The following is a 24010-nucleotide window of genomic DNA, read 5'->3' as shown; positions in this document are numbered from 1 at the left end:
GGGTGCCTGCGGGTCGTAGAACCGATACATGGACCACGACACCGGCACGGGATGGGCCGTGGCGGGCGCCTTCCTGGAGGCCTTCGCCGGCCAGGATTTCGCCGCGCTGGCCGAATGCCTTGATCCCGACGTACATTTCCGCGCCCTGATCCCGCCGGGTCTGGTCGACGTGACCGGGGCCGACGACACCGTCGGCCGCTTCCGGCACTGGTTCGGCGCCGACACCTTCGAACTGGTCGACGCCTCCGTCGGCCGCGTGGGGGACCGCGTCGCGTTGAGCTGGCGGGTCCGCACCTCGCCACCCGGTGACCCGACCGCCGTCAAGATCGTCGAGCAGCGCCTGTTCGCCGCCGCCGATGAGCGCATCCATTCAATCGACTTGCTGTGCTCAGGATTTCAGCCCGAACCGAAGGAGAACCGCTCATGAGCTCCAAAGTGGCGATCAGCCTCACCACCGGTCTTGAGGACGCCGAGAAGGTCACCATCGCCCTGCTGATGGCGGTCGGCGCGGCCGAACAGGGACACCCGACCATGATGTTCCTGGCCAAGGAAGCCGTGCGGCTGGGCCAGCCCGGATTCGCGCTCGGCGTCGCCTGCGACGGCTGCCCTCCGCTGCCGGATCTCATGGCCCGTTACCAAGCCGCCGGCGGCAGGTTCCTGATCTGTCCCATCTGTTTCAACGCCAAAGCCCTTGACGCAGAGAATATTCTGACCAACGCCGACCTCGGCGGCACCGTCCCGCTGTGGCAGTGGATCGGCGACGAGCCGGCCACCACGTTCAGCTACTGAACTTCCTCGGACAGTTCCATCCAGCGTTCCTCCAGCTCGGTCACTTCGCCTTCGAGCTCGCGCAGCGAGCCGGTAAGACGTTGCAGCCCTTCGTAGTCGCCCTGGTCGTGCGCGGCGAGACGCTGGTGTGCGGTGTCGATCTGGCCGGCGAGCTTCTCCAGCCGCCGTTCGATGGCGGTCAGTTCCTTCTGCGCCGCACGCAGCTCGGCACCCGACAGCCCCTCAGGTGCCGCCGCGGCCGGTTTGGCTGTGGCGGTACCGGTTTGGGCTGCGTGCGTCGCCCGCAGGCGCAGGTACTCGTCGACCCCGCCGGGCAGGTGCCGCAACCGGCCACCGAGGATGCCGAACTGCTGATCGGTGACGCGCTCGAGGAAGTACCGGTCGTGGCTGACGACGATCAGCGTGCCGGGCCACGAGTCCAACAGGTCCTCCATGGCCGCCAGCATGTCGGTGTCCAGGTCGTTGGTCGGCTCGTCGAGGATCAGCACGTTGGGCTGTTCGAGCAGGATCAGGAGCAGCTGTAGCCGGCGCTGCTGCCCACCGGACAGATCCTGCACCGGCGTGGACAGCTGCGCGCTGGCGAAGCCGAGGCGCTCCAGCAGCTGACTCGGGCTGAGTTCCTGTGCCTTGGAACCGGATCCGAACGTGTACGTCGTGGCCAGCCGACTGAGCACCACACGTACGGGTTCGTCGAGATGCTCGGCCAGCTTGTCCACGCCCTGGGTCAGCGTGGCAATCTGCACCGTCTTGCCGTGTTTGACCCGGCCCTCGGTCGGCTCGACCGAGCCGTCGATCAGTCCGAGCAGCGTCGACTTGCCGGCGCCGTTGACGCCGAGGATGCCCGTGCGCTCGCCGGGGGCGATCCGCCACTCGACGTCCTGCAGCACCTGCCGGTCTCCGTAGGTCACCGACGCGTCCAGAATGTCGACGACCTGCTTGCCCAGCCGGGTCACCGCCAGCGACTGCAGCGCCACCTTGTCGCGGATCTCGGGCACGTCGGCGATCAGCGCGTTGGCGGCGTCGATGCGGAACTTCGGCTTCGACGTCCGTGCGGGTGCACCGCGGCGCAGCCACGCGAGCTCCTTGCGGGCCAGGTTCTGCCGCCGTGCCTCACTGGCGGCCGCCTGCCGGTCCCGTTCGACGCGCTGCAGGATGTACGCCGCGTAGCCGCCCTCGAACGGCTCGACGATGCGGTCGTGCACCTCCCATGTGGCGGTGCAGACCTCGTCGAGGAACCACCGGTCGTGGGTGACGACGAGCAGGCCGCCGGCATTGGCGGCCCAGCGCTTCTTGAGATGCGCTGCCAGCCAGGTGATCGCCTCGACGTCGAGGTGGTTGGTGGGCTCGTCGAGGATCAGGACGTCGTGGTCGCCGGCGAGCAGGCGGGCGAGCGCCACGCGGCGGCGTTGCCCACCCGAGAGCGTGCCGATCACCGCATTCCAGTCGAGGTCGCCGAGGAGCCCGGCGATGACGTCGCGGCCGCGGGGATCACCCGCCCACTCGTGCTCGGGAACGTCGCCGACGACGGCGTGCCCGACGGTGTCGGTGTGGTCGAGGGTGTCGGCCTGGTCGAGCATCCCGATCCGGACGCCGCCGCGTACCGTCACCCGCCCGGAGTCGGGCTTGAGCCGGCCGCCCAGCATTGCCAGCAAACTGGATTTGCCGTCGCCGTTACGGCCGACGATGCCGATTCGGTCGCCCTCCTCGATCCCGACCGTCAGCGAATCGAAAACCACACGGGTCGGAAATTCCAGATGCAGGGCTTCGGCCCCCAATAGATGCGCCATCAGGCGCAGATTCTAGGCGTCGGTCGCGGGTGCCCCTGCCACGCCGTAACCACGAGGTAACCAGCGCGTTGTGCCATGATGGCGTCGTAATCAGGGGGATTTGTACTTATTTGACCAAAAGGGAGTACCCGGTGGTGGATTTTTCGGTGATCACCGGGCCGGTGGAGCGGTTGGTAGCTACCGCGCAAAACGGCCTGGAAGTGCTGCGCTACGGCGGGCTGGAGACCGGCGCCGTGCCGTCGCCGTTCCAGATCGTCGAGAGCGTGCCGATGTACCGCCTGCGGCGCTACTTCCCGCCCGACGCGCGTCCGGGTGCGGCGCCGGCCGGTTCGCCGGTACTGATGGTGCATCCGATGATGATGTCCGCCGACATGTGGGACGTGACGCGCGACGACGGCGCCGTCGGCATCCTGCACGCCGCGGGCCTGGACCCGTGGGTCATCGACTTCGGCTCGCCCGATCAGGTCGAGGGCGGCATGGACCGCAACCTCGCCGACCACGTGGTGGGGCTCAGCGCGGCCATCGACACCGTCAAGGCGACCACGGGCAAAGACGTCCATCTGGCCGGCTATTCGCAGGGCGGCATGTTCGCCTATCAGACCGCCGCGTACCGGCAGTCCCGTGATCTGGCCAGCATCATCGCCTTCGGGTCTCCCGTGGACACCCTGGCCGCACTGCCGATGAACATGCCGGCGAACCTGGCATCCGGCGTCGCCGACTTCATGGCCGACCATGTCTTCAGCCGCCTGAACATCCCGGGGTGGTTGGCGCGCAACGGTTTCCAGATGCTGGACCCGATCAAGACCGCGCAGTCGCGCCTCGACTTCCTGCGCCAGCTGCACGACCGTGAAGCGCTGTTGCCGCGTGAGCAGCAGCGCCGGTTCCTGGCCAGCGAGGGCTGGATCGCCTGGTCCGGCCCGGCCATCGCAGAGCTGCTCAAGCAGTTCATCGCGCACAACCGCATGATGACCGGCGGGTTCGCCATCCACGGCAATCTGGTGACGCTGTCCGACATCACCTGCCCGGTCCTCGCCGTGGTCGGCGAGGTCGACGACATCGGTCAGCCCGCCGCGGTGCGCGGCATCAAGCGCGCCGCACCGGAGGCCGACGTCTACGAATACCTCATCCGTGTCGGGCATTTCGGTCTCGTCGTGGGTTCCAAGGCCGCCAGCCAGAGCTGGCCGACGGTCGCGTCGTGGGTCAAGTGGCTCGACGCCGGCGGACCGATGCCGGCCGACGTGGTGCCGATGCCGCTGCAGTCCGAACTGCCGCGCGAGTCGGTGCCGTTGGCCATCCGCGTGGCACACGGTGCCGCCGCCGCGACGGAGATGGCATTCAGCCTGGCCAACACCGCGGCCGACGCCGTGGTGACGGCCGGCAAGTCGACGCGCGCGCTGGCCATCGAGACCGTCCGGACCCTGCCGCGGCTGGCCCGTCTCGGCCAGATCAACGACCACACGCGAATCTCGTTGGGCCGCATCATCTGCGAGCAGGCCCAGGGCGCGCCGGACGGTGAGTTCCTGCTGTTCGACGGCCGCGTGCACACCTATGAGGCCGTGGACCGCCGCATCAACAACGTCGTGCGCGGTCTGATCGAAGTCGGTGTCCGACAAGGCGTTCGGGTCGGCGTGCTGATGGAGACCCGGCCCAGCGCGCTCGTCGCCATCGCGGCGCTGTCGCGCCTCGGCGCAGTGGCCGTGCTGATGCCGCCCGACGCCGACCTGGCCGTAGCGGCCCGCCTCGGCGGCGTCACCGACATCATCTCCGACCCGGCCAACCTGGATGCCGCGCGACAGCTGCGGACCCGCGTCCTGGTGCTCGGCGGCGGCGAGAACCGTGACCTGCACGTGTCCGACGACGCCGACGTCATCGACATGGAGCAGATCGACCCCGACGTCGTCGAGCTGCCCGGCTGGTACCGGCCCAACCCGGGTTACGCGCAGGACCTCGCCTACGTCGCGTTCGCCAACGTCGGCGGCGAGCTGGTGGCCCGGCAGATCACCAACTTCCGCTGGGCGCTCTCGGCATTCGGCACCGCATCGGCAGCGAACCTGGGCCGCGGCGACACCGTCTACTGCCTCACCCCGCTGCACCACCAGTCGGGCCTGCTGGTCTCGCTCGGCGGCGCGGTCGTCGGCGGTGCGCGCATCGCGCTGTCCCGGGGTCTGCGGCCCGAGCGCTTCGTGCACGAACTGCGGCAGTACGGCGTCACCGTGGTGTCCTACACCTGGGCGATGCTGCGCGACGTCATCGACGACCCGTCGTTCGTGATCAACGGAACCCACCCGGTACGCCTGTTCATCGGCTCGGGGATGCCGGCCGGGTTGTGGCGCCGTGTCGAAGAGGCGTTCCAGCCCGCACACGTCCTGGAGTTCTTCACGACCACCGACGGTCAGGCCGTGCTGGCCAACGTGTCGGGTGCCAAGATCGGCAGCGAGGGCCGGCCACTGCCGGGTGGCGGTCAGATCGCGTTGGCCGCTTACGACGTCGACGACGACCTGATCCTCGAGGGCGACGACGGTTTCGTGGTGCGCGCCGAGCCCAACGAGGTGGGCGTCCTGCTGGCCAAGCCGCGTGGCCCCGTCGACCCGACTGCCGCGGTCAAGCGCGGTGTCTTCGCGCCGGGGGACACCTGGGTGTCCACCGAGTTTCTGTTCCGCCGGGACGACGACGGTGACTACTGGATGGTCGACAACCGCCGTTCGGTCATCCGCACCCCGCGCGGCGCCGTGTTCGGCAAGGAGGTCGGCAATGCGCTGGGCCGCCTCGACGCCGTCGACATCGCCGTCACCTACCGGGTGCCGGTCGGTGATCGGGAGCTGGCGGTGACGGCCTTGAGCCTGCGTCCGGGTGGCAGTGTCCTGCCGGCCGAGCTCCGTGAGGCGTTGGCCGATCTGCCGGTCGGGGTGGAGCCGGACCTCATCCATGTGGTGCCGGAGCTGAAGCTGAACGCCTCCTACCGGCCGGTGCTCGCCGAGTTGCGTGCCGCCGGCGTGCCGGAATCGACGGACAACTCGTGGCAGTTCGACGTCGACAGCGACGCGTTTGTGCCGTTCACCGCGGCTGCCCATGCCGAGCTGACCGGAGCGAGCAGTCTGTCGTGACAGCCTGCCGGTACCGGTCGTCGCTGTTAGGCTGCGGTTTGTCAGTCGGGGTTCACGCCGTCGGGCGCAGATATCGAATGGAGAACGCATGACGTCACACACCAGCCGCGGGCGGCGTGGTGTTGCCGGCGCGATTCTGGCGGGAGCCGTGGCTGCCGGGATGCTGCTCACTCCTGCCGCGGCACACGCCGACATCCTCGACGACCTCGATGCCGAGTACGACATCGGCGCCAGTGGCGGCGACCTCGCGAAGCTGCTGCACACGTCGCTCAAGCTGCGTGCCCAGGGCTTCGGGCCGTCGCGGGGCAACCTCGCCGATATCGAGGCGGCGCTCGACCAGCGTCCCAACCAGGTGCCGCTGATCCACGCGCTGCAGGACACGGTGAAGTTCCAGAAGCGCAATCAGGCCCGCGCCGCCGGCGCGAAGCCGCAGAACCCTATCGTCATCGGTGGCCCGGGTGGCCTGCCGCCCGGTCTGGTGCCGGGTACCGGTGGCTCGCAGATTCCGTTGGGTGGCTGACGCGCGGTGATCGACGAAGCATTGCGCGCGATTTTGGTGTGCCCGCAGGACCGCGGTGAGTTGCTGCTGGTCGGAGACGAATGCCTGTACAACCCGCGGTTGCGCAGGGCGTACCGCATCGACGGCGGGGTACCGGTGCTGCTCATCGACGAGGCGGTCGACGTCACTGACGACGCCGAGCACCAGCGACTGCTCGCCGCCGCCCGGCGTTAGTCCAGCGCCGGCAGCTCGCCGGTGAGGTAGCGCTGCAGGTTCGGCGCGATCGTCTCCGCGATCTGGTGCACCGGAAGCGATCTGAACGGTTCCAGCTGCAGGATGTAGCGGGCCATCACGACGCCGATCAACTGGGAAGCGACGAACTGCACGCGGATTCGTCCCGTGCCGGGTGGATTGTCAACGCGCGCACCGACTTCGGCGGTGATGACGTCTTCCAGGAAGATGCGGATCAGGTTGACATCGTCGCCCGCGAGCATCGAGCGCAGCGCCGCGATGAACCCGACGCCGAGCTCGGAGTCCCAGATCGGGAACAACAGCGACGGCAAGGTGCGGCCGAGTTCGTCGACAGGGGTGTCCCGCAACGGACCGAGCACCATCTGCGGGTCGATGGGAATGTGCACCGCGGCGGCGAAGAGCTGCTGCTTCGTTCCGAAGTAGTGATGCACCAGCGCCGCGTCGACACCGGCGGCGGACGCGATCGCCCGCACCGATGTGTTGTTGAAACCGTTGCGGGCGAACAGGTCCCGCGCACACGCCAGGATCGTCTCCTTGGTGTCCGACGTTCCGCTGGGCCGGCCGGGCGGTTTGCGGCGCGGCCGCGGCTGTGTCGCGGTCATGGGGTCCGGCGGCGCAGGGTCGCGGCGGCCAGGCACATGGTGACGACTGCGAACGCGATCACGATGACGATGTCGCGCATCGTGGTGCTGGTGATGTCGGCGTGGTCGGCCACCTGTTGGAGGGCCTCGAGCGCGTAGGTCGCGGGCAGTGCGTCACTGATCCACCGTAACCAGTCGGGCAGCATTTCGCGGGGAACGATGATGCCGCACAACAGCAACTGCGGGACGATCACCACCGGCATGAACTGTACGGCCTGGAACTCGGTGCGTGCGAAGGCACTGCACAGCAGACCCAGACCGACGCCCAGCACCGCGTTGATGATCGCGATCAGGAAGACCAGGGCGGGGCTGCCCGCGGTGTCGAACCCGAGGAACCAGAACGACACCAGGCAGGCCAGCGTCGCCTGGGCGGCGGCGGCCACCGAGAATGCCGATCCGTAGGCGGCCAGCAGATCCAGCCGGCGCAGGGGAGTGGTGAGGATCCGTTCCAATGTGCCCGAAACCCTTTCGCGCTGCATGGTTATCGAGGTGATCAGGAACATCACGATCAGCGGGAAGACGCCGAGCAGGATCAGACAGGCGTTGTTGAACGGCGACAGCGTGCCAGGACGGTGCGGCAGATCGTCGAACATGAAGTACATCAAGGTGATGACGGCGCTCGGCACCACCAGGATCATCGCCATGCTGCGATGATCGGCGGCGAGCTGACGCAGGATGCGGGCCGTCGTGGCCAGGTAGGGCTGCAGCGTCAGCCGGCTCTGGCCGCGGTGCTGCGCCGGATGATGGTCAGGAACGCTTCCTCCAGCGATGAACATCCGGTGTCCTCTCGTAGTTGGGTGGGCGTGGTGTGTCCGAGCAGACGGCCCTCGCGCATCAGCAGCAGTTCGCCGCAGTGGTCGGCCTCGTCCATCACATGGCTGGACACCAGCAGGGTGGTGCCGCCGCGGGCCAGCTGATCGAACTGCTCCCAGAGGTCGACGCGCAGTACCGGGTCCAGCCCGACGGTGGGTTCATCGAGCACCAGCAGGTCAGGTTTGGACACCAGCGCACAGGCCAACGATGCGCGCGTCCGCTGTCCGCCGGACATGTTGCCGCACAACGTAGTTCGGTGATCCTGGAGACCGACGGCGGCTATCGCCTCGTCGGCGGCGGTCTTGCCGGCGCCTGTCAATGCGGCGAAATAGCGCACGTTGTCGATGACGCGCAGATCGTTGTACACCGTCGGCTCCTGGGTCACATATCCCACGCGCCGACGCAGATCTGCCGATCCGCCCGGCTTCCCGAGGACCGTGACCGTGCCGCTCGTGATGATCTGGGTGCCGACGATGGCACGCATCAGGGTGGTCTTGCCGCAGCCGGACGGACCGAGCAATCCCGTGATGCTGCCGCGCCGGACCTGCAGGGACACGTCGTCGACCGCGCGCCGTTTGCCGCGGACAACCGTCAGGTTCTCGATCCGAATCGCCACGTCAGAGCGCTGATCCAGTAATTCACCATTCGATGAACTCATCATATGGTGAATAATCCGCTCGTGGCGTGGGCATGTCAATGGCAGGCGGTGGACCGGGCAGAATGGCAGGCCATGAGCCCCGAGTCACTCGCCGTCGATCCGGTCACCGCGGCTCGGCGGCTGCTCGGTGCCACGTTGTACGGCCGGGACGTGGTCGCCACCGTCGTGGAAGTCGAGGCCTATGGCGGTCCGCCGTCGGGGCCGTGGCCGGATGCGGCTGCGCACTCGTACCGCGGGCCGACGCCCCGGAGTGCGGTGATGTTCGGGCCGGCCGGGTACTTGTACACGTACCGCAGTCACGGAATCCATGTGTGCGCCAACGTCGTGTGTTGCACCGACGGGGTGGCGGGTGCCGTGTTGCTCCGTGCGGCCCGCGTGGTCGACGGTTGTGGTGTCGCCGCGGGCCGACGGCGCGCCGGCATCATGCCCGTCGCATACGCCCGGGGCCCGGGCAACCTGTGCGAAGCGCTCGGAATAACGTTGGCGGACAACGGTATTGACCTTTTTGATCGGCAATCGCCGGTCCGGATCGAACTCAACCCGCCACAGGAGGGCAGCGCCGGGCCGCGCGTGGGGGTCAGTCAGGCCGCCGACCGGGCCTGGCGGTTCTGGTTGCCGGGTACCCCCGAGGTGTCGAACTACCGGCGCAGTCCCCGGGCTCCCGCACCGGGGGAGAGCGACTGATGGCGGTCGGTGACCTGCGATAGGGGAAGATCGACGTCGTGAGTACTGGCATTCTCGATGAACTGGACTGGCGCGGCCTGATCGCGCAATCGACCGACCGTGAAGCGCTCGCCGCCGCGACCACCGATGGACCGCTCACTCTCTATGCCGGCTTCGACCCGACCGCACCCAGCCTGCACGCGGGACACCTGGTTCCGCTGCTCACGCTGCGGCGATTCCAGCAGGCCGGACACCGGCCGATCGTGCTGGCCGGTGGTGCCACCGGCATGATCGGCGATCCCCGCGACAACGGTGAGCGGACGATGAACACCACCGACACCGTCGCGGACTGGGCCGAACGTATCCGCGGCCAGCTCGAGCGGTTCGTCGAGTTCAACGATTCGGGCAACGGTGCGATCGTCGAGAACAACCTGTCCTGGACCGGGCCGATGTCGGCCATCGAATTCCTTCGTGACCTGGGCAAACACTTCTCGGTCAACGTCATGCTCGATCGCGACACCATCAAGCGGCGCCTCGAAGGCGACGGGATCTCGTACACCGAGTTCAGCTACATGCTCCTGCAGGCCAACGACTTCGTCGAGCTGTACAAGAAGCACGGCTGCAGCCTGCAGGTCGGTGGTTCTGACCAGTGGGGGAACATCATCGCGGGCGTCCGGCTGGTGCGCCAGAAACTGGGTGCGACCGCGCATGCGCTGACGGTTCCGCTGGTCACCTCGGCCGACGGCAAGAAGTTCGGCAAGTCGACCGGCGGCGGCAATCTGTGGCTCGACCCCGAGCTGACCAGCCCCTATGCCTGGTACCAGTACTTCGTGAACGCGGCCGACGCCGATGTCGTGGGCTACCTGCGCTGGTTCACCTTCCTGTCCGCCGATGAGCTCGGTGAACTCGCGACCGCCACCGCGGAGCGGCCCCACGAGCGCGCGGCGCAACGCCGGCTGGCCCGGGAATTGACCACGTTGGTGCACGGCCAGGCGGCGACCGACGCTGTCGAACTGGCCAGTCAGGCGCTGTTCGGACGCGCCGAGCTCGCGGATCTCGACGAGTCGACGCTCTCGGCGGCGCTGACCGAGGCCAGTAATGGCCAGGTCGCCGAGCTGACGCCAGGTGGTCCGGATGGGATCACCGACCTGTTGGTTGCGACGGGGCTGTCCAAGAGTCGTGGGGAAGCGCGCCGGACGGTGGCAGAAGGCGGCGTCTACGTGAACAACGCGCGCGTCGAAAGCGACGAGTGGGTACCACAGCCGACGGACTTTCTCGGTGAACGCTGGCTGGTGTTGCGGCGTGGCAAGCGCCACATCGCCGGGGTACGGCGGGTTGGCGGGTCCGGCCAAGGATGACGGCCCCTCTGACCAGGGGAAACGCTCCGCTGACCTGGCGATTTGACTCGCTGTTAGCCCTGCCGTAACTTATTCCAGGTCAGAGCGACACGGACAAGCGCCGGAGAGCGAAGACCAAATCCGAGAGTAACACCCATTAAGTTGGGAGTTCCTCACTGCCCGCACTACGGACCGCGGCTTTTAGCCGCGGGTTTGTTGCGCGGTCAGGCCGGGCGTGTTGTTTGAGAACTCAATAGTGTGTTTGGTGGTTTTTGTTTGTTGTTTTTTGACTGCACCTCGTGTTTTCCCGTTTGTGGGGTGTGGTTGTTTTTTTGATGCCAGTTTTTGGTGTCTTTTGTTTAGGTCAGATTGTTCTGAACTGGATTCTGCCCTGTCTGTGGATGGGGAGTTTTTGTTTGGAGAGTTTGATCCTGGCTCAGGACGAACGCTGGCGGCGTGCTTAACACATGCAAGTCGAACGGAAAGGCCCTTCGGGGTACTCGAGTGGCGAACGGGTGAGTAACACGTGGGTGATCTGCCCTGCACTTTGGGATAAGCCTGGGAAACTGGGTCTAATACCGAATAGGACCACGCGCTTCATGGTGTGTGGTGGAAAGCTTTTGCGGTGTGGGATGGGCCCGCGGCCTATCAGCTTGTTGGTGGGGTAATGGCCTACCAAGGCGACGACGGGTAGCCGGCCTGAGAGGGTGACCGGCCACACTGGGACTGAGATACGGCCCAGACTCCTACGGGAGGCAGCAGTGGGGAATATTGCACAATGGGCGCAAGCCTGATGCAGCGACGCCGCGTGAGGGATGACGGCCTTCGGGTTGTAAACCTCTTTCACCAGGGACGAAGCGCAAGTGACGGTACCTGGAGAAGAAGCACCGGCCAACTACGTGCCAGCAGCCGCGGTAATACGTAGGGTGCGAGCGTTGTCCGGAATTACTGGGCGTAAAGAGCTCGTAGGTGGTTTGTCGCGTTGTTCGTGAAAACTCACAGCTTAACTGTGGGCGTGCGGGCGATACGGGCAGACTAGAGTACTGCAGGGGAGACTGGAATTCCTGGTGTAGCGGTGGAATGCGCAGATATCAGGAGGAACACCGGTGGCGAAGGCGGGTCTCTGGGCAGTAACTGACGCTGAGGAGCGAAAGCGTGGGGAGCGAACAGGATTAGATACCCTGGTAGTCCACGCCGTAAACGGTGGGTACTAGGTGTGGGTTCCTTCCTTGGGATCCGTGCCGTAGCTAACGCATTAAGTACCCCGCCTGGGGAGTACGGCCGCAAGGCTAAAACTCAAAGGAATTGACGGGGGCCCGCACAAGCGGCGGAGCATGTGGATTAATTCGATGCAACGCGAAGAACCTTACCTGGGTTTGACATGCACAGGACGCCGGCAGAGATGTCGGTTCCCTTGTGGCCTGTGTGCAGGTGGTGCATGGCTGTCGTCAGCTCGTGTCGTGAGATGTTGGGTTAAGTCCCGCAACGAGCGCAACCCTTGTCCTATGTTGCCAGCGGGTTATGCCGGGGACTCGTAGGAGACTGCCGGGGTCAACTCGGAGGAAGGTGGGGATGACGTCAAGTCATCATGCCCCTTATGTCCAGGGCTTCACACATGCTACAATGGCCGGTACAAAGGGCTGCGATGCCGTGAGGTGGAGCGAATCCTTTCAAAGCCGGTCTCAGTTCGGATCGGGGTCTGCAACTCGACCCCGTGAAGTCGGAGTCGCTAGTAATCGCAGATCAGCAACGCTGCGGTGAATACGTTCCCGGGCCTTGTACACACCGCCCGTCACGTCATGAAAGTCGGTAACACCCGAAGCCGGTGGCCTAACCCTTGTGGAGGGAGCCGTCGAAGGTGGGATCGGCGATTGGGACGAAGTCGTAACAAGGTAGCCGTACCGGAAGGTGCGGCTGGATCACCTCCTTTCTAAGGAGCACCATTTACATGCCCTGATCCAGGGTTTCCCCCATGCCGGCAACAGTGCCGGGGTTCATGGTTGGGATTGTCGCCGGCGCCTGTAGTGGGCTTGCCCGGCGGGTGCATATGACAACAAACGCTGATCAGCTGGGATGACACGTTGATCGAAAGAATTGCCAGACACACTGTTGGGTCCTGAGACAACAGGCCCGTTCGCTCCCCTCCTCATGTGGGGGTGGGAGACGCCCCGGTTGCGGGGTGGGGGTTGTTGTTGCCTCACCGGTTTTGGTGGTGGGGTGTGGTGTTTGATTCGTGGATAGTGGTTGCGAGCATCTAACGCGCGCAGAAATGGTGGCCGGCGGCTTTCGGGTCGTTGGTTTTTCCGTCTGTGTGTTGTTGATGTGCAATTTTGATTCTTGTTTTCAATTGGTTTTTGTGCGTAAGTGTTTAAGGGCGCATGGTGGATGCCTTGGCATCAGAGGCCGATGAAGGACGTAGGAGGCTGCGATAAGCCTCGGGGAGTTGCCAACCGAGCGTTGATCCGAGGATGTCCGAATGGGGAAACCCAGCACGAGTGATGTCGTGTTACCCGCACCTGAATATATAGGGTGTGGGAGGTAACGCGGGGAAGTGAAACATCTCAGTACCCGTAGGAAGAGAAAACAATTGTGATTCCGTGAGTAGTGGCGAGCGAAAGCGGATGAGGCTAAACCGTATGCATGTGATACCGGGTAGGGGTTGTGTGTGCGGGGTTGTGGGACCTATCTTTCCAGTTCTACCTGGCTGGAGGGCAGTAAGAAAATGTCGTGGTTAACGGAAGTGGCTTGGGATGGCCTGCCGTAGAGGGTGAGAGTCCCGTACGTGAAAACCCGATGTCTGCCTTGATGGTGTTCCCGAGTAGCAGCGGGCCCGTGAAATCTGCTGTGAATCTGCCGAGACCACTCGGTAAGCCTAAATACCTTCTGATGACCGATAGCGGATTAGTACCGTGAGGGAATGGTGAAAAGTACCCCGGGAGGGGAGTGAAATAGTACCTGAAACCGTGTGCCTACAATCCGTCAGAGCCCTCATTGTGGGGTGATGGCGTGCCTTTTGAAGAATGAGCCTGCGAGTCAGGGACATGTCGCGAGGTTAACCCGTGGGGGGTAGCCGTAGCGAAAGCGAGTCTGAATAGGGCGTATCCACGCAAGTGGTGTAGTGGCATGTTCTGGACCCGAAGCGGAGTGATCTACCCATGGCCAGGGTGAAGCGCGGGTAAGACCGCGTGGAGGCCCGAACCCACTTAGGTTGAAGACTGAGGGGATGAGCTGTGGGTAGGGGTGAAAGGCCAATCAAACTCCGTGATAGCTGGTTCTCCCCGAAATGCATTTAGGTGCAGCGTTGCGTGTTTCTTGCCGGAGGTAGAGCTACTGGATGGCCGATGGGCCTCACCAGGTTACTGACGTCAGCCAAACTCCGAATGCCGGTAAGACAAAAGCGTGGCAGTGAGACGGCGGGGGATAAGCTCCGTGCGTCGAGAGGGAAACAGCCCAGATCGCCGACTAAGGCCCCTAAGCGTGTGCTAAGTGGAAAAGGATGTGCAGTCGCGAAGACAACCAGGAGGTTGGCTTAGAAGCAGCCACCCTTGAAAGAGTGCGTAATAGCTCACTGGTCAAGTGATTGTGCGCCGATAATGTAGCGGGGCTCAAGCACACCGCCGAAGTCGCGGCATCCGCAAGGATGGGTAGGGGAGCGTCCTGCATCCGGTGAAGCAGCCGAGTGATCGAGTTGTGGAGGGTGTGGGAGTGAGAATGCAGGCATGAGTAGCGAATAGGCAAGTGAGAACCTTGCCCGCCGAAAGACCAAGGGTTCCTGGGGCAGGCCAGTCCGCCCAGGGTGAGTCGGGACCTAAGGCGAGGCCGACAGGCGTAGTCGATGGACAACGGGTTGATATTCCCGTACCCGTGTGTGTGCGTCCGTGATGAATCCATTGTGCTAACCATCCAAATGGCACGTGATGATCCTTTCGGGGATCACGTGTTGCCGGCTGCGTGGGACCCTGGTGGGTAGTAGTCAAGCGATGGGGTGACGCAGGAAGGTAGCCGTACCGGTCAGTGGTAATACCGGGGTAAGCCTGTAGGACGAACGATAGGCAAATCCGTCGTTCACATGTCTGAGAGGTGATGCATAGCCGAGTGAGGCGAATTCGGTGATCCTATGCTGCCAAGAAAAGCCTCTAGCGAGTGCACACATGGCCCGTACCCCAAACCAACACAGGTGGTCAGGTAGAGAATACTAAGGCGTACGAGTTAACTATGGTTAAGGAACTCGGCAAAATGCCCCCGTAACTTCGGGAGAAGGGGGACCTCCATACCGTCAAGGCACTTGCTGCCGGCAGCGGGAGGGGGTGGCACAAACCAGTGAGAAGCGACTGTTTACTAAAAACACAGGTCCGTGCGAAGTCGCAAGACGATGTATACGGACTGACGCCTGCCCGGTGCTGGAAGGTTAAGAGGACCTGTTAACTCCTTCGGGGGTGAAGCGGAGAATTTAAGCCCCAGTAAACGGCGGTGGTAACTATAACCATCCTAAGGTAGCGAAATTCCTTGTCGGGTAAGTTCCGACCTGCACGAATGGCGTAACGACTTCTCAACTGTCTCAACCATAGACTCGGCGAAATTGCACTACGAGTAAAGATGCTCGTTACGCGCGGCAGGACGAAAAGACCCCGGGACCTTCACTACAACTTGGTATTGGAGTTCGGTACGGTTTGTGTAGGATAGGTGGGAGACTGTGAAGCGCACACGCCAGTGTGTGTGGAGTCGTTGTTGAAATACCACTCTGATCGTATTGGGCTTCTAACCTCGGACCGTCTATCCGGTCCAGGGACAGTGCCTGGTGGGTAGTTTAACTGGGGCGGTTGCCTCCTAAAATGTAACGGAGGCGCCCAAAGGTTCCCTCAACCTGGACGGCAATCAGGTGTTGAGTGTAAGTGCACAAGGGAGCTTGACTGCGAGACGTACATGTCGAGCAGGGACGAAAGTCGGGACTAGTGATCCGGCACCCCCGAGTGGAAGGGGTGTCGCTCAACGGATAAAAGGTACCCCGGGGATAACAGGCTGATCTTCCCCAAGAGTCCATATCGACGGGATGGTTTGGCACCTCGATGTCGGCTCGTCGCATCCTGGGGCTGGAGCAGGTCCCAAGGGTTGGGCTGTTCGCCCATTAAAGCGGCACGCGAGCTGGGTTTAGAACGTCGTGAGACAGTTCGGTCTCTATCCGCCGCGCGCGTCAGAAACTTGAGGAAACCTGTCCCTAGTACGAGAGGACCGGGACGGACGAACCTCTGGTCTACCAGTTGTCCCACCAGGGGCACCGCTGGATAGCTACGTTCGGACAGGATAACCGCTGAAAGCATCTAAGCGGGAAACCTCTTCCAAGACCAGGTTTCTCACCCTTTTAGAGGGATAAGGCCCCCCGCAGACCACGGGATCGATAGACCAGACCTGCACACTTAGCAATAAGTTTAGGGAACTGGCACTAACCGGCCGAAAACTTACACACACCCAAAAAAACCAACGTGTGTAAACAAGAACATTGCACACCAACGTGCCTCGCAACCACAATCCACACCGAAGAATCACACAGACCACACCCCACCACCAAACAACCCACAGGGTTAACGCTGGTGGAGGCGTAAAATGAATAGAGTTACGGCGGCAACAGCGGCAGGGAAACGCCCGGTCCCATCCCGAACCCGGAAGCTAAGCCTGCCAGCGCCGATGATACTGCCCTGCACGGGCGGAAAAGTAGGACACCGCCGAACACAAATTAGGAATCACCCCCCACATTTATGTGGGGGGTGATTCTATTTGAGGAATTTCCATTTCTCGGCTCGGAAATGGCCCGCTGCCGGTGTCCGATTGCTTCGGCGCCGGTGTCTGGAGGGCGGGTTTCGCGAGCAAAGTTCGGCCAGTGACAGGTCGGGCCGTATTCTGACCTGAGATTTCGTAGGAAAGGTTCCAGTGGTCGACAACAGGCAGGGCGGCGATCGCCGCCCCTCGCGCAGAGACGACGGCGACGCACGACGCGGGCAGCGGCCGCAGCGTGACCGCGCGCAGGCCCCCAGGCGCCCCGGTTCAGATCGGAACGGCCGGCCGCCGCAGTCCCGTGATGGCGTGACGCCGTCCGATCGCCCGGCCGGCCCCCGGCTGCCCGACGATGTCGAAGCCAAGCAGCTCTCGCCCGAGGTCCGTCGTGAACTGACGACGCTCGACAAGGCGACCGCGGACTATGTGGCCAAGCACCTCGTCATGGCCGGCGACCTGCTGGAAGAAGATCCGGAAGCCGCCCTCGAGCACGCGCGTGCCGCGCGGAACCGGGCGTCGCGGATCGCGGCGATCCGGGAGGCCGTCGGCATCGCGGCATACCACTGTGGTGACTGGGCGCAGGCCCTTTCCGAGCTGCGTGCCGCCCGACGGATGGGCAGCAAGTCTCCGCTGCTGGCCCTCATCGCCGACTGTGAGCGAGGTGTCGGCCGTCCGGAGCGCGCCATCGAGTTGGGTCGCAGCCCCGAAGCCGAACAGCTCACCGGTGACGACGCCGACGAACTGAAGATCGTCCTGGCTGGTGCACGCTGCGATCTCGGCCAGCCGGCGCAGGCGCTGGCACTGCTGTCCAACCCGCCGCTGGATTCCACCCGGACGGGCCAGACGGCAGCTCGCCTGTTCTATGTATATGCCGAGACGCTGTTGGCTCTGGACCGCAAGGACGACGCACTCCAGTGGTTCCTGCATGCAGCAGCCGCGGACCTGGAAGGCGTCACGGACGCCGAGGACCGCGTCGCCGAATTGGGCTGACGTGACGACGCTGGCTCAGCTGCACGACTGCTTGCTCCTGGACCTCGACGGCACTGTCTTCCGTGGTCATGAGGCCACCGAAGGTGCGGTCGACGCCCTTGCCGCGGTCACGTCGCGCAAGCTTTATGTGACCAACAATGCGTCGCGAAGCCCGGCAGAGGTGGCGGACCACCTCGACGCGCTCGGCTTCTGCGCGCATGCCGACGACGTGGTGACCAGCGCCCAGAGTGCGGCGCACCTGCTCGCGCTACAGCTACCCGCGGGCGCCAAGGTTCTGGTCATCGGTACGGATGCGCTGGCCGCTGAGGTCGCCAATGCCGGCCTGCAGCCGGTACGGCAGTTCACCGACGGGCCGGTCGCGGTGGTCCAGGGGCATTCGCCCCAGACCGGGTGGGCCGACCTCGCCGAAGCGGCGCTGACCATCCGGGCCGGTGGCCTGTGGGTGGCGGCCAACAGCGACAAGACGCTGCCGTCGGAGCGGGGGCTGCTCCCGGGGAACGGCTCGATGGTCGCCGCACTGCAGACCGCCACCGAACAGGTGCCGCAGGTCGCCGGTAAGCCGCAGCCCACGTTGATGAACGACGCCCTGGCCCGCGGTCAGTATGGAACCCCGTTGGTCGTCGGCGACCGGCTCGACACCGATATCGCAGGGGCGAATGCCGCCGGACTGCCCAGCCTGATGGTGCTGACCGGGGTGAACACCGCCGCCGACATGGTGCACGCCGTCCCCGGCGAGCGTCCCGACTACCTGGCGCCCGACCTGCGCTCGCTGGCGGCGCCTGCGGATGCCTTGCGAGTCGGGCCGCACCCCGCGTGGCGGGTCGAGATGTCCGGCAACGAGGTCACCGTCCACGCCACCGGCGAACCCGTTGACGACGAACTGTCGGTGGTCCGCGCGACGGCCGGTGCCGTATGGTCCGGCGCCGTCTCGGGTCGGGTGCGCATCGCGGCCGGGGACGACACGGCACGCGCGGCATTGGATCGGTGGTCGCTGCTCGACGGCACCGATCCGCTAGCGTGAACATCGCTATGAGTACCGATCCTGACCAGATCCGCGAGGACATCGCGGTCCTGCTGTCCCATCTCCCGGATTTGTCCGGCGAGGGCGACGAGACACCGGACCTCGAGGCTGTCGCGGCGGGTTTGGACCACGCCCACAATCTGCTGGTCCGGGCCCTGGAATCGGTCGAGAAGGGGTGACGGGCACGTGACGCGACGCGCACGTGTTGATGCCGAACTCGTCCGGCGGGGGCTCGCCCGGTCTCGTCAACAAGCCGCCGAACTGATCGAGGCCGGCCGCGTGACCATCGACGGTATGCGGGCATCGAAAGCCTCGACGGCGGTGACTCCCGCGGCCAATCTCCTGGTCGCCGAATCCACCGAGCGCAGCTGGGTGTCCCGTGGCGCGCACAAGCTGATCGGGGCGCTCGACGCGTTCGGCGTCTCACCCGAGGGACGACGCTGCCTGGACGCCGGTGCGTCCACCGGCGGATTCACCGAGGTACTGCTGGACCGCGGAGCCCGCGAGATAGTCGCGGCCGACGTCGGCTACGGCCAGTTGGCCTGGTCGTTGCGCTCTGATGATCGCGTCATCGTCATGGAGCGGACGAACGTGCGGGAGCTGACGGCCGAGGCCATCGGTGGCCCGGTCGACCTGGTCGTGGCCGATCTGTCGTTCATCTCGTTGGCCACGGTCCTACCGGCACTGACCGCATGTGCGTCGGCCCTAGCCGATATCGTTCCCATGGTGAAGCCGCAGTTCGAGGTGGGCAAGGATCGAGTTGGAGCCGGTGGTGTGGTTTCCGACCCGGAATTGCGCGCCGATGCGGTGCTGACGGTCGCGCGGCGCGCCGCGGAACTCGGCTGGCATGCGGTCGACGTCACCGCCAGCCCACTGCCCGGCCCGTCGGGCAACGTCGAGTACTTCCTGCGGCTGCGGGCCACGACCGATCAACCGCTGCAGGGCGACGCGCTCGTCGCAGCCGTCGGCCGCGCGGTCGCCGAGGGGCCGCAGTGACGCGCGAACGCACCGTCCTGCTGGTGATCCACACCGGCCGCGACGAAGCCACCGAAACCGCAACCCGTGTCGAAAAAGTACTGGGCGACAACGGAATCGGTTTGCGCGTGCTCGCCGCCGAAGCCGTCGACCGGGGGGCTCTGCACCTGGCCCCGGACCACATGCGCGCGATGGGCGTCGACATCACGGTCGTCGATCCCGACAGCCATGCGGCCGAGGGCTGTGAACTGGTCCTGGTGCTCGGCGGTGACGGCACCTTCCTGCGGGCAGCCGAGCTGGCCCGCAATGCCGAGATCCCCGTGGTCGGGGTCAACCTCGGACACATCGGGTTCCTGGCGGAGGCCGAGGCCGAGGCCATCGACCATGTGCTCGAGCGCATCATCAACAAGGACTACCGGGTCGAAGAGCGGATGACGCTCGACATCGGGGTCCGCGTCGACGGTGAGATCGTGCAGCGCGGCTGGGCGCTCAACGAAGCCAGCCTGGAGAAGAGCAGCCGGTTCGGTGTGCTGAACGTGGTGCTCGAGGTCGACGGCCGTCCGGTCTCGGCGTTCGGCTGCGACGGCGTGCTGGTGTCGGCCCCCACTGGATCCACCGCCTATGCCTTCTCCGCGGGCGGCCCGATTCTGTGGCCCGACCTCGAAGCAATCCTGGTGGTACCCAACAACGCTCACGCCCTGTTCGCCCGTCCCATGGTGACCAGCCCCGACGCATCGATCGCGATCGAGGTCGAAGCGGGCAACAATGACGCCATGGTGTTCTGCGACGGCCGCCGCCAGATGGTGGTCCCGGCCGGTGGCCGGCTGGAGGTCACCCGCTGCGAAGTCTCGCTGAAATGGGTTCGACTCGACAGCGCCCCGTTCTCCGACCGTTTGGTGCGCAAATTCCGGTTGCCGGTGAAAGGGTGGCGCGGCCAGTAATGCTGACCGAGATTCGCATCGAGGCGCTCGGCGCCATCAGTGCGGCCACTGCCGAATTCGGCCGTGGTCTGACTGTGCTGACCGGCGAGACCGGTACCGGTAAGACCATGGTGGTCACCAGCCTGCACCTGTTGGGGGGCGCGCGCGCCGACCCCAGCCGGGTGCGTTCGGGTTCGGCCCGCGCTGTCGTCGAAGGCCGTTTCACCACAACCGAACTCGGCGACGGGGTGTCCGAGCGGGTCGATGAGATTCTCGAGGCCTCCGGCGCCGACCGCGATGACGACGGCAGCGTCATCGCCGCGCGTTCGGTGAGCAAGGACGGGCCGTCGCGCGCATACCTGGGTGGCCGGAGTGTGCCGGCGAAATCGCTGGCCACGTTCACCACGGAATTGCTTGCCTTGCACGGGCAGAATGATCAGCTGCGACTCATGCGTCCCGACGAGCAGCGCGGCGCGCTGGACCGCTACGTCGACGTGACCGGGCTGCTGGCCAAATACCGCAAGCTGCGGGACGAATGGCTCACTGCCCGACGAGATTTGATCGACCGCCGCAACCGGGCGCGGGATCTCGCCATGGAGGCGGACCGGCTGCAGTTCGGGCTGGGGGAGATCGACGCGGTGGCGCCGGAAGCCGGCGAGGACGACGCGTTGGTCGCCGACATCCGCCGGCTGTCCGAGCTGGATGCGCTGCGGGACGCCGCGCAGACGGCCCGCGCGGCGCTGTCCGGCGAACTCGGCGATGGCCCGTCGGACGACGCCACGTCGGCACTCGATGCCGCGGCGCAGGCCAAGTCGGTGTTGTCGGCGACGGACGACGCCGTGCTGCGTGCCCTCGGCGATCGCCTGGCCGAGGCGCTTGCGGTGATCGGTGACGTGTCCGGTGAACTCGGTGACTATCTTTCCGAATTGCCCAGCGACGCAAGCACTCTGGAATCCAAGCTGGCGCGCCAGGCTGAGCTGCGCAACCTCACCCGCAAGTACGCCGCGGACATCGACGGGGTACTGCAGTGGGCGGCCGACGCCCGGCAGCGGCTGTCGCAGCTCGACGTCTCGGAAGAAGCCCTGGCCGAACTGCAGAAACAGGTCGACGAACGGCACGACAAGGTGGTGCTGGCCGCCGCCGAGGTCACCAAGGCCCGCACCAAGGCGTCGAAGTCCCTGGCGAAGGCGGTGACCGCGGAGCTCGCCGGTCTGGCGATGGGCGGCGCCGGATTCAGCATCACGGTGTCACCGCTGGAGGCGCGCGCCGACGACAGCGCGCCGCTGACCTTGCCCGACGGCACCCTCGTGCATGCCGGGCACGACGGCGTCGACGCCGTCGAGTTCGGTTTCACGCCGCACAGCGGTTCGGACGTGCTGCCGCTGGCCAAGAGTGCGTCCGGTGGCGAGTTGTCGCGCGTGATGCTCGCCCTGGAAGTGGTGCTGTCGGCGTCCGCCGAAGGCACCACCATGGTGTTCGACGAGGTCGACGCCGGTGTCGGTGGCCGCGCCGCCGTGCAGATCGGCAAGCGCCTGGCCCGGCTGGCCCGTACCCACCAGGTCATCGTCGTGACGCACCTGCCGCAGGTCGCGGCCTACGGCGACGTGCACCTGGTGGTGGAGAGCGGCCCGAAGTCGAGCCGCGTGGTGCGCCTCGAGGACGAGGACCGGGTCGCTGAGTTGGCCCGCATGCTGGCCGGACTCGGCGACACCGACAGTGGTCGTGCGCATGCTCGCGAGCTGCTCGAGGCGGCGCAGCAGGAGCATGCGGCGCCTTAGGGGTTGGCGGGCGACAGCTCGGCCTGTCCCCATCTGAGTGGACTGACGTCTGTCAGCTCGATCACCTCATCCACGGTGAATTCCACCGAACATTGCGGGCCGTCGTCCCAGATGATCTCGGCGGTGCCGGTCAGCTGCAGCGTGGTCCCGGTCTGCCAGTCGGGGATCAGCAGTCCGGCGCGCGGGTTGGCGCTGATGTTGCCCAGCGTCATGAACATCGAATTGCCTCGGTAGTCCGGCCAGCGCAGCCGGTTCGGCGAAAGCACCTGCAGGAAGCCGGGATTGCCGCCGCGGTGCGACGCATCGGCGTTCCCGTCCGGATCGGCCGACCCGATGAAGAAGGTGTCGGTGCGGGCGACTACGCGCTGCAGACGCTCATCGAGGACGTCGGCGTGACGGACTTCCGGACGATGCGTCTCCTCGGCGACACCGTCGATGTACCTGCGCGAGATGTACTTCGGGCAGTTCGAGTACACCTGGTCGGGGTGGATACGGAGCCCGTCATCGGTCGGTTGGGCGACGCCGTTGACCCGCATGCGGCGCCGGGTCTGCGGTTCGATCGCGATCATGCCGACCTGCTGGCCCGGCCGGCGTACGACATCGTGCAGCGGATCGCCAGGCACGGGCAGGGCGTCGACCACGATGGTGTGGTCGTCGTCGGCGTGCACGAACCCGGCGGGGCCGGTGACCAAACTGGCCCAGACGCGGCCCGCGTCGTCTGTCGCGGCGAGGACCACCATGGGCTGCTCGGCCAGGAAGGCCGCCGCGGCGGCCGGAATCTCCGTACGGATCATCCGGCCGACGCGGACAGCGATCTCCGCCTGGCCCATGCGCCGCTGCACTTCCAGCTCACCGGCGTGGTAGGCAGTCATGGCGCGGCTCAGAAGAATCCGCAGGTGGGGGCGGCGCCGCTCGGTGCCGGAGCGGTCTCGGCGCCGCTCGGAGCGTAGATCTCCAGCCGGATGCCGTCGGGGTCGGTGAAGAAGATGCCGCCCGAGGCCGCGCCCTCGCCGTGTGCCACCACGCCGTCGTGGGCGAACGTCACGCCCAGCTCTTTGAGTGCGGCCTCCACCGTCTGAACCTGCTCGATGGTGTCGACCTGGAACGACAGGTGGTGCAGACCCGGGCTGCGGGTGGAGAACGCGCCGTCGCTCTGCTGCCACAACGTCAGCCGCAGGGTGCCCTCGGAACCCAGGAAGGCGAAGCGGTGGTCGCCCTCGTCGCTGATGCCGAGCTGTTCGAAACCCAAAGCACGCCGGTAGAAGTCGACGGATCGCGACAGGTCGGTGACGTTGAGCCCGACGTGGCCGGGGGCGAGCTTGGGGGTGATGGCGGTGGTCATCGGTTCCTCCGTTGTAACTGTTGATCTGACATTTGAAGGTTAGAATCGGAGGCGCAACGTGTCAACCACCAAAATGAAAATAGATGGTTAGTGGACTGTCGGGAGGCTGTCGATGCAGGAGAGGCGGTTAATCTCAGCTATGCGTGATCCGCGCCCGCACGTCGGCGAACCTCTCGCGCTGGATCTGCTGAACACCCGGTGGATGTCGGCGGAGGGGCCCCGGGATCTCCTGACCGACGTGGCGGGACTCCGATGTTGGTTGGTGGCCAACGGTCTCGACGATCGTTGTGAATCCGATGAGAAGACCCGCGCGGCCCTGCTGCGGGCGCGCGAAGCCATCCTGCAGGTGGTCACCGACGGCGCGGCCGACGAGTTGAACGCTGTCCTGGACCATGGCCGTATCCGGCGGTCCCTCGCGGAGTCCGGGCCGCACGACGATGTGGACGTGCCCCGATCCGAATGGCTGCCCGGTTGGCTCGCGGCCGACAACCTGCTGCAGCTGCTGGCGGAATCGGCCGGCCGGATCAAGCAGTGCGCGCACCCGCACTGCGTGCTGTGGTTCTACGACACGTCGAAGAACGGCGCCCGGCGCTGGCACTCGATGACCACGTGCGGCAACCGTGCCAAGGCCGCCCGGCACTATGCGGCGAAGCGAGATTGAGACCATTCGGC

Annotated in this window: 20 protein-coding genes and 3 rRNA genes; 17 read left to right on the top strand and 6 right to left on the bottom strand. The window is 65.4% G+C overall.

Annotated features, from left to right (window positions below; genetic code table 11):
- Positions 1-28: 28 nt before the first annotated feature.
- Positions 29-427, top strand: coding sequence for a nuclear transport factor 2 family protein (locus tag ACZ5IQ_RS17325; protein ID WP_212814146.1), 399 nt, complete (start codon positions 29-31; stop codon positions 425-427).
- Entirely contained in the window at positions 424-789 is a 366-nt protein-coding gene (locus tag ACZ5IQ_RS17320) for a DsrE family protein (RefSeq protein WP_212814148.1), read from the top strand. Before ACZ5IQ_RS17325 ends, ACZ5IQ_RS17320 begins: the two co-directional genes overlap by 4 nt.
- Here ACZ5IQ_RS17320 and ACZ5IQ_RS17315 read toward each other — a convergent pair.
- Positions 783-2576: an ABC-F family ATP-binding cassette domain-containing protein gene (locus ACZ5IQ_RS17315; RefSeq protein WP_212814150.1), complete on the bottom strand. Its 1794-nt coding sequence runs from the start codon at positions 2574-2576 to the stop codon at positions 783-785. The genes ACZ5IQ_RS17320 and ACZ5IQ_RS17315 overlap by 7 nt on opposite strands.
- A 131-nt stretch (positions 2577-2707) precedes the next feature.
- Between ACZ5IQ_RS17315 and ACZ5IQ_RS17310 the strand changes: the two genes are divergently transcribed.
- The 3 genes from ACZ5IQ_RS17310 (at position 2708) to ACZ5IQ_RS17300 (ending at position 6413) form a co-directional block, all read left to right on the top strand.
- Positions 2708-5680 carry an acyl-CoA synthetase gene (locus ACZ5IQ_RS17310; protein WP_212814152.1) on the top strand — a complete coding sequence of 991 codons (2973 nt, stop codon included), beginning with the start codon at positions 2708-2710 and terminating at the stop codon, positions 5678-5680.
- An 88-nt stretch (positions 5681-5768) separates the two neighbouring features.
- Positions 5769-6200, top strand: coding sequence for a hypothetical protein (locus ACZ5IQ_RS17305; RefSeq protein ID WP_212814154.1), 432 nt, complete (start codon positions 5769-5771; stop codon positions 6198-6200).
- A 6-nt stretch (positions 6201-6206) separates the two neighbouring features.
- Positions 6207-6413, top strand: a complete 207-nt coding sequence (locus ACZ5IQ_RS17300) for a Trm112 family protein (RefSeq protein WP_212814156.1) — start codon at positions 6207-6209, stop codon at positions 6411-6413.
- Here the strand turns inward: ACZ5IQ_RS17300 and ACZ5IQ_RS17295 are convergent.
- Genes ACZ5IQ_RS17295 through ACZ5IQ_RS17285 form a run of 3 tightly spaced genes read right to left on the bottom strand, consistent with a single transcriptional unit; the run spans position 6410 to position 8546 of the window.
- Positions 6410-7033 carry a TetR/AcrR family transcriptional regulator gene (locus ACZ5IQ_RS17295; RefSeq protein ID WP_212814158.1) on the bottom strand — a complete coding sequence of 208 codons (624 nt, stop codon included), beginning with the start codon at positions 7031-7033 and terminating at the stop codon, positions 6410-6412. The genes ACZ5IQ_RS17300 and ACZ5IQ_RS17295 overlap by 4 nt on opposite strands.
- Entirely contained in the window at positions 7030-7848 is an 819-nt protein-coding gene (locus ACZ5IQ_RS17290) for an ABC transporter permease (RefSeq protein WP_244872874.1), read from the bottom strand. The genes ACZ5IQ_RS17295 and ACZ5IQ_RS17290 overlap by 4 nt, the downstream gene beginning before the upstream one ends.
- A complete protein-coding gene (locus tag ACZ5IQ_RS17285; protein ID WP_212814160.1) occupies positions 7782-8546 on the bottom strand; it encodes an ABC transporter ATP-binding protein in 765 nt (254 codons plus the stop codon). The genes ACZ5IQ_RS17290 and ACZ5IQ_RS17285 overlap by 67 nt, the downstream gene beginning before the upstream one ends.
- Positions 8547-8615: 69 nt before the next feature.
- On the opposite strand from ACZ5IQ_RS17285, the gene ACZ5IQ_RS17280 reads away from it, so the two are divergent.
- From ACZ5IQ_RS17280 to recN, 11 genes are all read left to right on the top strand, one after another.
- Positions 8616-9227, top strand: a complete 612-nt coding sequence (locus ACZ5IQ_RS17280) for a DNA-3-methyladenine glycosylase (RefSeq protein WP_212814162.1) — start codon at positions 8616-8618, stop codon at positions 9225-9227.
- Between the two features lie 38 nt (positions 9228-9265).
- Entirely contained in the window at positions 9266-10564 is a 1299-nt protein-coding gene (gene tyrS / locus ACZ5IQ_RS17275; RefSeq protein WP_212814164.1) for a tyrosine--tRNA ligase, read from the top strand.
- 392 nt (positions 10565-10956) lie between these two features.
- Positions 10957-12473, top strand: a 16S ribosomal RNA gene (locus tag ACZ5IQ_RS17270).
- 428 nt (positions 12474-12901) lie between these two features.
- Positions 12902-16007: ribosomal RNA gene (locus ACZ5IQ_RS17265) — 23S ribosomal RNA — on the top strand.
- 148 nt (positions 16008-16155) lie between these two features.
- Positions 16156-16269: ribosomal RNA gene (gene rrf, locus ACZ5IQ_RS17260) — 5S ribosomal RNA — on the top strand.
- The 16S, 23S and 5S rRNA genes sit together here, the layout of an rRNA operon.
- A 199-nt stretch (positions 16270-16468) precedes the next feature.
- A complete protein-coding gene (locus tag ACZ5IQ_RS17255) occupies positions 16469-17302 on the top strand; it encodes a tetratricopeptide repeat protein (protein ID WP_212814166.1) in 834 nt (277 codons plus the stop codon).
- 1 nt (position 17303) lies between these two features.
- The gene (locus tag ACZ5IQ_RS17250) at positions 17304-18323 is read left to right on the top strand and encodes an HAD-IIA family hydrolase (RefSeq protein ID WP_212814168.1); all 1020 of its coding nucleotides are present in this window, start codon (positions 17304-17306) and stop codon (positions 18321-18323) included.
- Between the two features lie 8 nt (positions 18324-18331).
- The gene (locus ACZ5IQ_RS17245) at positions 18332-18502 is read left to right on the top strand and encodes a hypothetical protein (RefSeq protein WP_090562517.1); all 171 of its coding nucleotides are present in this window, start codon (positions 18332-18334) and stop codon (positions 18500-18502) included.
- A gap of 7 nt (positions 18503-18509) precedes the next feature.
- Positions 18510-19319 carry a TlyA family RNA methyltransferase gene (locus ACZ5IQ_RS17240; protein WP_212814170.1) on the top strand — a complete coding sequence of 270 codons (810 nt, stop codon included), beginning with the start codon at positions 18510-18512 and terminating at the stop codon, positions 19317-19319.
- Positions 19316-20239 carry an NAD kinase gene (locus ACZ5IQ_RS17235; protein ID WP_020100018.1) on the top strand — a complete coding sequence of 308 codons (924 nt, stop codon included), beginning with the start codon at positions 19316-19318 and terminating at the stop codon, positions 20237-20239. Before ACZ5IQ_RS17240 ends, ACZ5IQ_RS17235 begins: the two co-directional genes overlap by 4 nt.
- Positions 20239-21996, top strand: a complete 1758-nt coding sequence (recN, locus tag ACZ5IQ_RS17230) for a DNA repair protein RecN (RefSeq protein WP_212814770.1) — start codon at positions 20239-20241, stop codon at positions 21994-21996. The genes ACZ5IQ_RS17235 and recN overlap by 1 nt, the downstream gene beginning before the upstream one ends.
- Here the strand turns inward: recN and ACZ5IQ_RS17225 are convergent.
- Positions 21993-22868 (bottom strand): pyridoxamine 5'-phosphate oxidase family protein, encoded by an 876-nt coding sequence (locus ACZ5IQ_RS17225; protein ID WP_406776119.1) that lies wholly within the window; start codon positions 22866-22868, stop codon positions 21993-21995. The two genes, recN and ACZ5IQ_RS17225, sit on opposite strands and share 4 nt — an antisense overlap.
- A gap of 8 nt (positions 22869-22876) precedes the next feature.
- Complete coding sequence (locus ACZ5IQ_RS17220; RefSeq protein ID WP_212814172.1) at positions 22877-23338, bottom strand: VOC family protein; 462 nt, start codon at positions 23336-23338, stop codon at positions 22877-22879.
- Positions 23339-23477: 139 nt separating this feature from the next.
- Between ACZ5IQ_RS17220 and ACZ5IQ_RS17215 the strand changes: the two genes are divergently transcribed.
- Complete coding sequence (locus ACZ5IQ_RS17215; protein WP_212814174.1) at positions 23478-23999, top strand: CGNR zinc finger domain-containing protein; 522 nt, start codon at positions 23478-23480, stop codon at positions 23997-23999.
- The last annotated feature ends 11 nt before the right edge of the window (positions 24000-24010 follow it).

The organism is Mycobacterium toneyamaense, assembly GCF_055384815.1.
The sequence above is the reverse complement of the archived record's forward strand: the minus strand, read 5'-3'. Positions and strand labels throughout refer to the sequence as shown.

Excerpts from the sequence above, each read along its gene's own strand:
- ACZ5IQ_RS17325 (WP_212814146.1), top strand. The coding sequence starts at position 29 with ATGGACCACGACACCGGCACGGGATGGGCCGTGGCGGGCGCCTTCCTG.
- ACZ5IQ_RS17320 (WP_212814148.1), top strand. The coding sequence starts at position 424 with ATGAGCTCCAAAGTGGCGATCAGCCTCACCACCGGTCTTGAGGACGCC.
- ACZ5IQ_RS17315 (WP_212814150.1), bottom strand. The coding sequence starts at position 2,576 with ATGGCGCATCTATTGGGGGCCGAAGCCCTGCATCTGGAATTTCCGACC.
- ACZ5IQ_RS17305 (WP_212814154.1), top strand. The coding sequence starts at position 5,769 with ATGACGTCACACACCAGCCGCGGGCGGCGTGGTGTTGCCGGCGCGATT.
- ACZ5IQ_RS17295 (WP_212814158.1), bottom strand. The coding sequence starts at position 7,033 with ATGACCGCGACACAGCCGCGGCCGCGCCGCAAACCGCCCGGCCGGCCC.
- ACZ5IQ_RS17290 (WP_244872874.1), bottom strand. The coding sequence starts at position 7,848 with ATGTTCATCGCTGGAGGAAGCGTTCCTGACCATCATCCGGCGCAGCAC.
- ACZ5IQ_RS17285 (WP_212814160.1), bottom strand. The coding sequence starts at position 8,546 with ATGATGAGTTCATCGAATGGTGAATTACTGGATCAGCGCTCTGACGTG.
- ACZ5IQ_RS17280 (WP_212814162.1), top strand. The coding sequence starts at position 8,616 with ATGAGCCCCGAGTCACTCGCCGTCGATCCGGTCACCGCGGCTCGGCGG.
- ACZ5IQ_RS17245 (WP_090562517.1), top strand. The coding sequence starts at position 18,332 with ATGAGTACCGATCCTGACCAGATCCGCGAGGACATCGCGGTCCTGCTG.
- recN (WP_212814770.1), top strand. The coding sequence starts at position 20,239 with ATGCTGACCGAGATTCGCATCGAGGCGCTCGGCGCCATCAGTGCGGCC.
- ACZ5IQ_RS17225 (WP_406776119.1), bottom strand. The coding sequence starts at position 22,868 with ATGACTGCCTACCACGCCGGTGAGCTGGAAGTGCAGCGGCGCATGGGC.
- ACZ5IQ_RS17220 (WP_212814172.1), bottom strand. The coding sequence starts at position 23,338 with ATGACCACCGCCATCACCCCCAAGCTCGCCCCCGGCCACGTCGGGCTC.
- ACZ5IQ_RS17215 (WP_212814174.1), top strand. The coding sequence starts at position 23,478 with ATGCGTGATCCGCGCCCGCACGTCGGCGAACCTCTCGCGCTGGATCTG.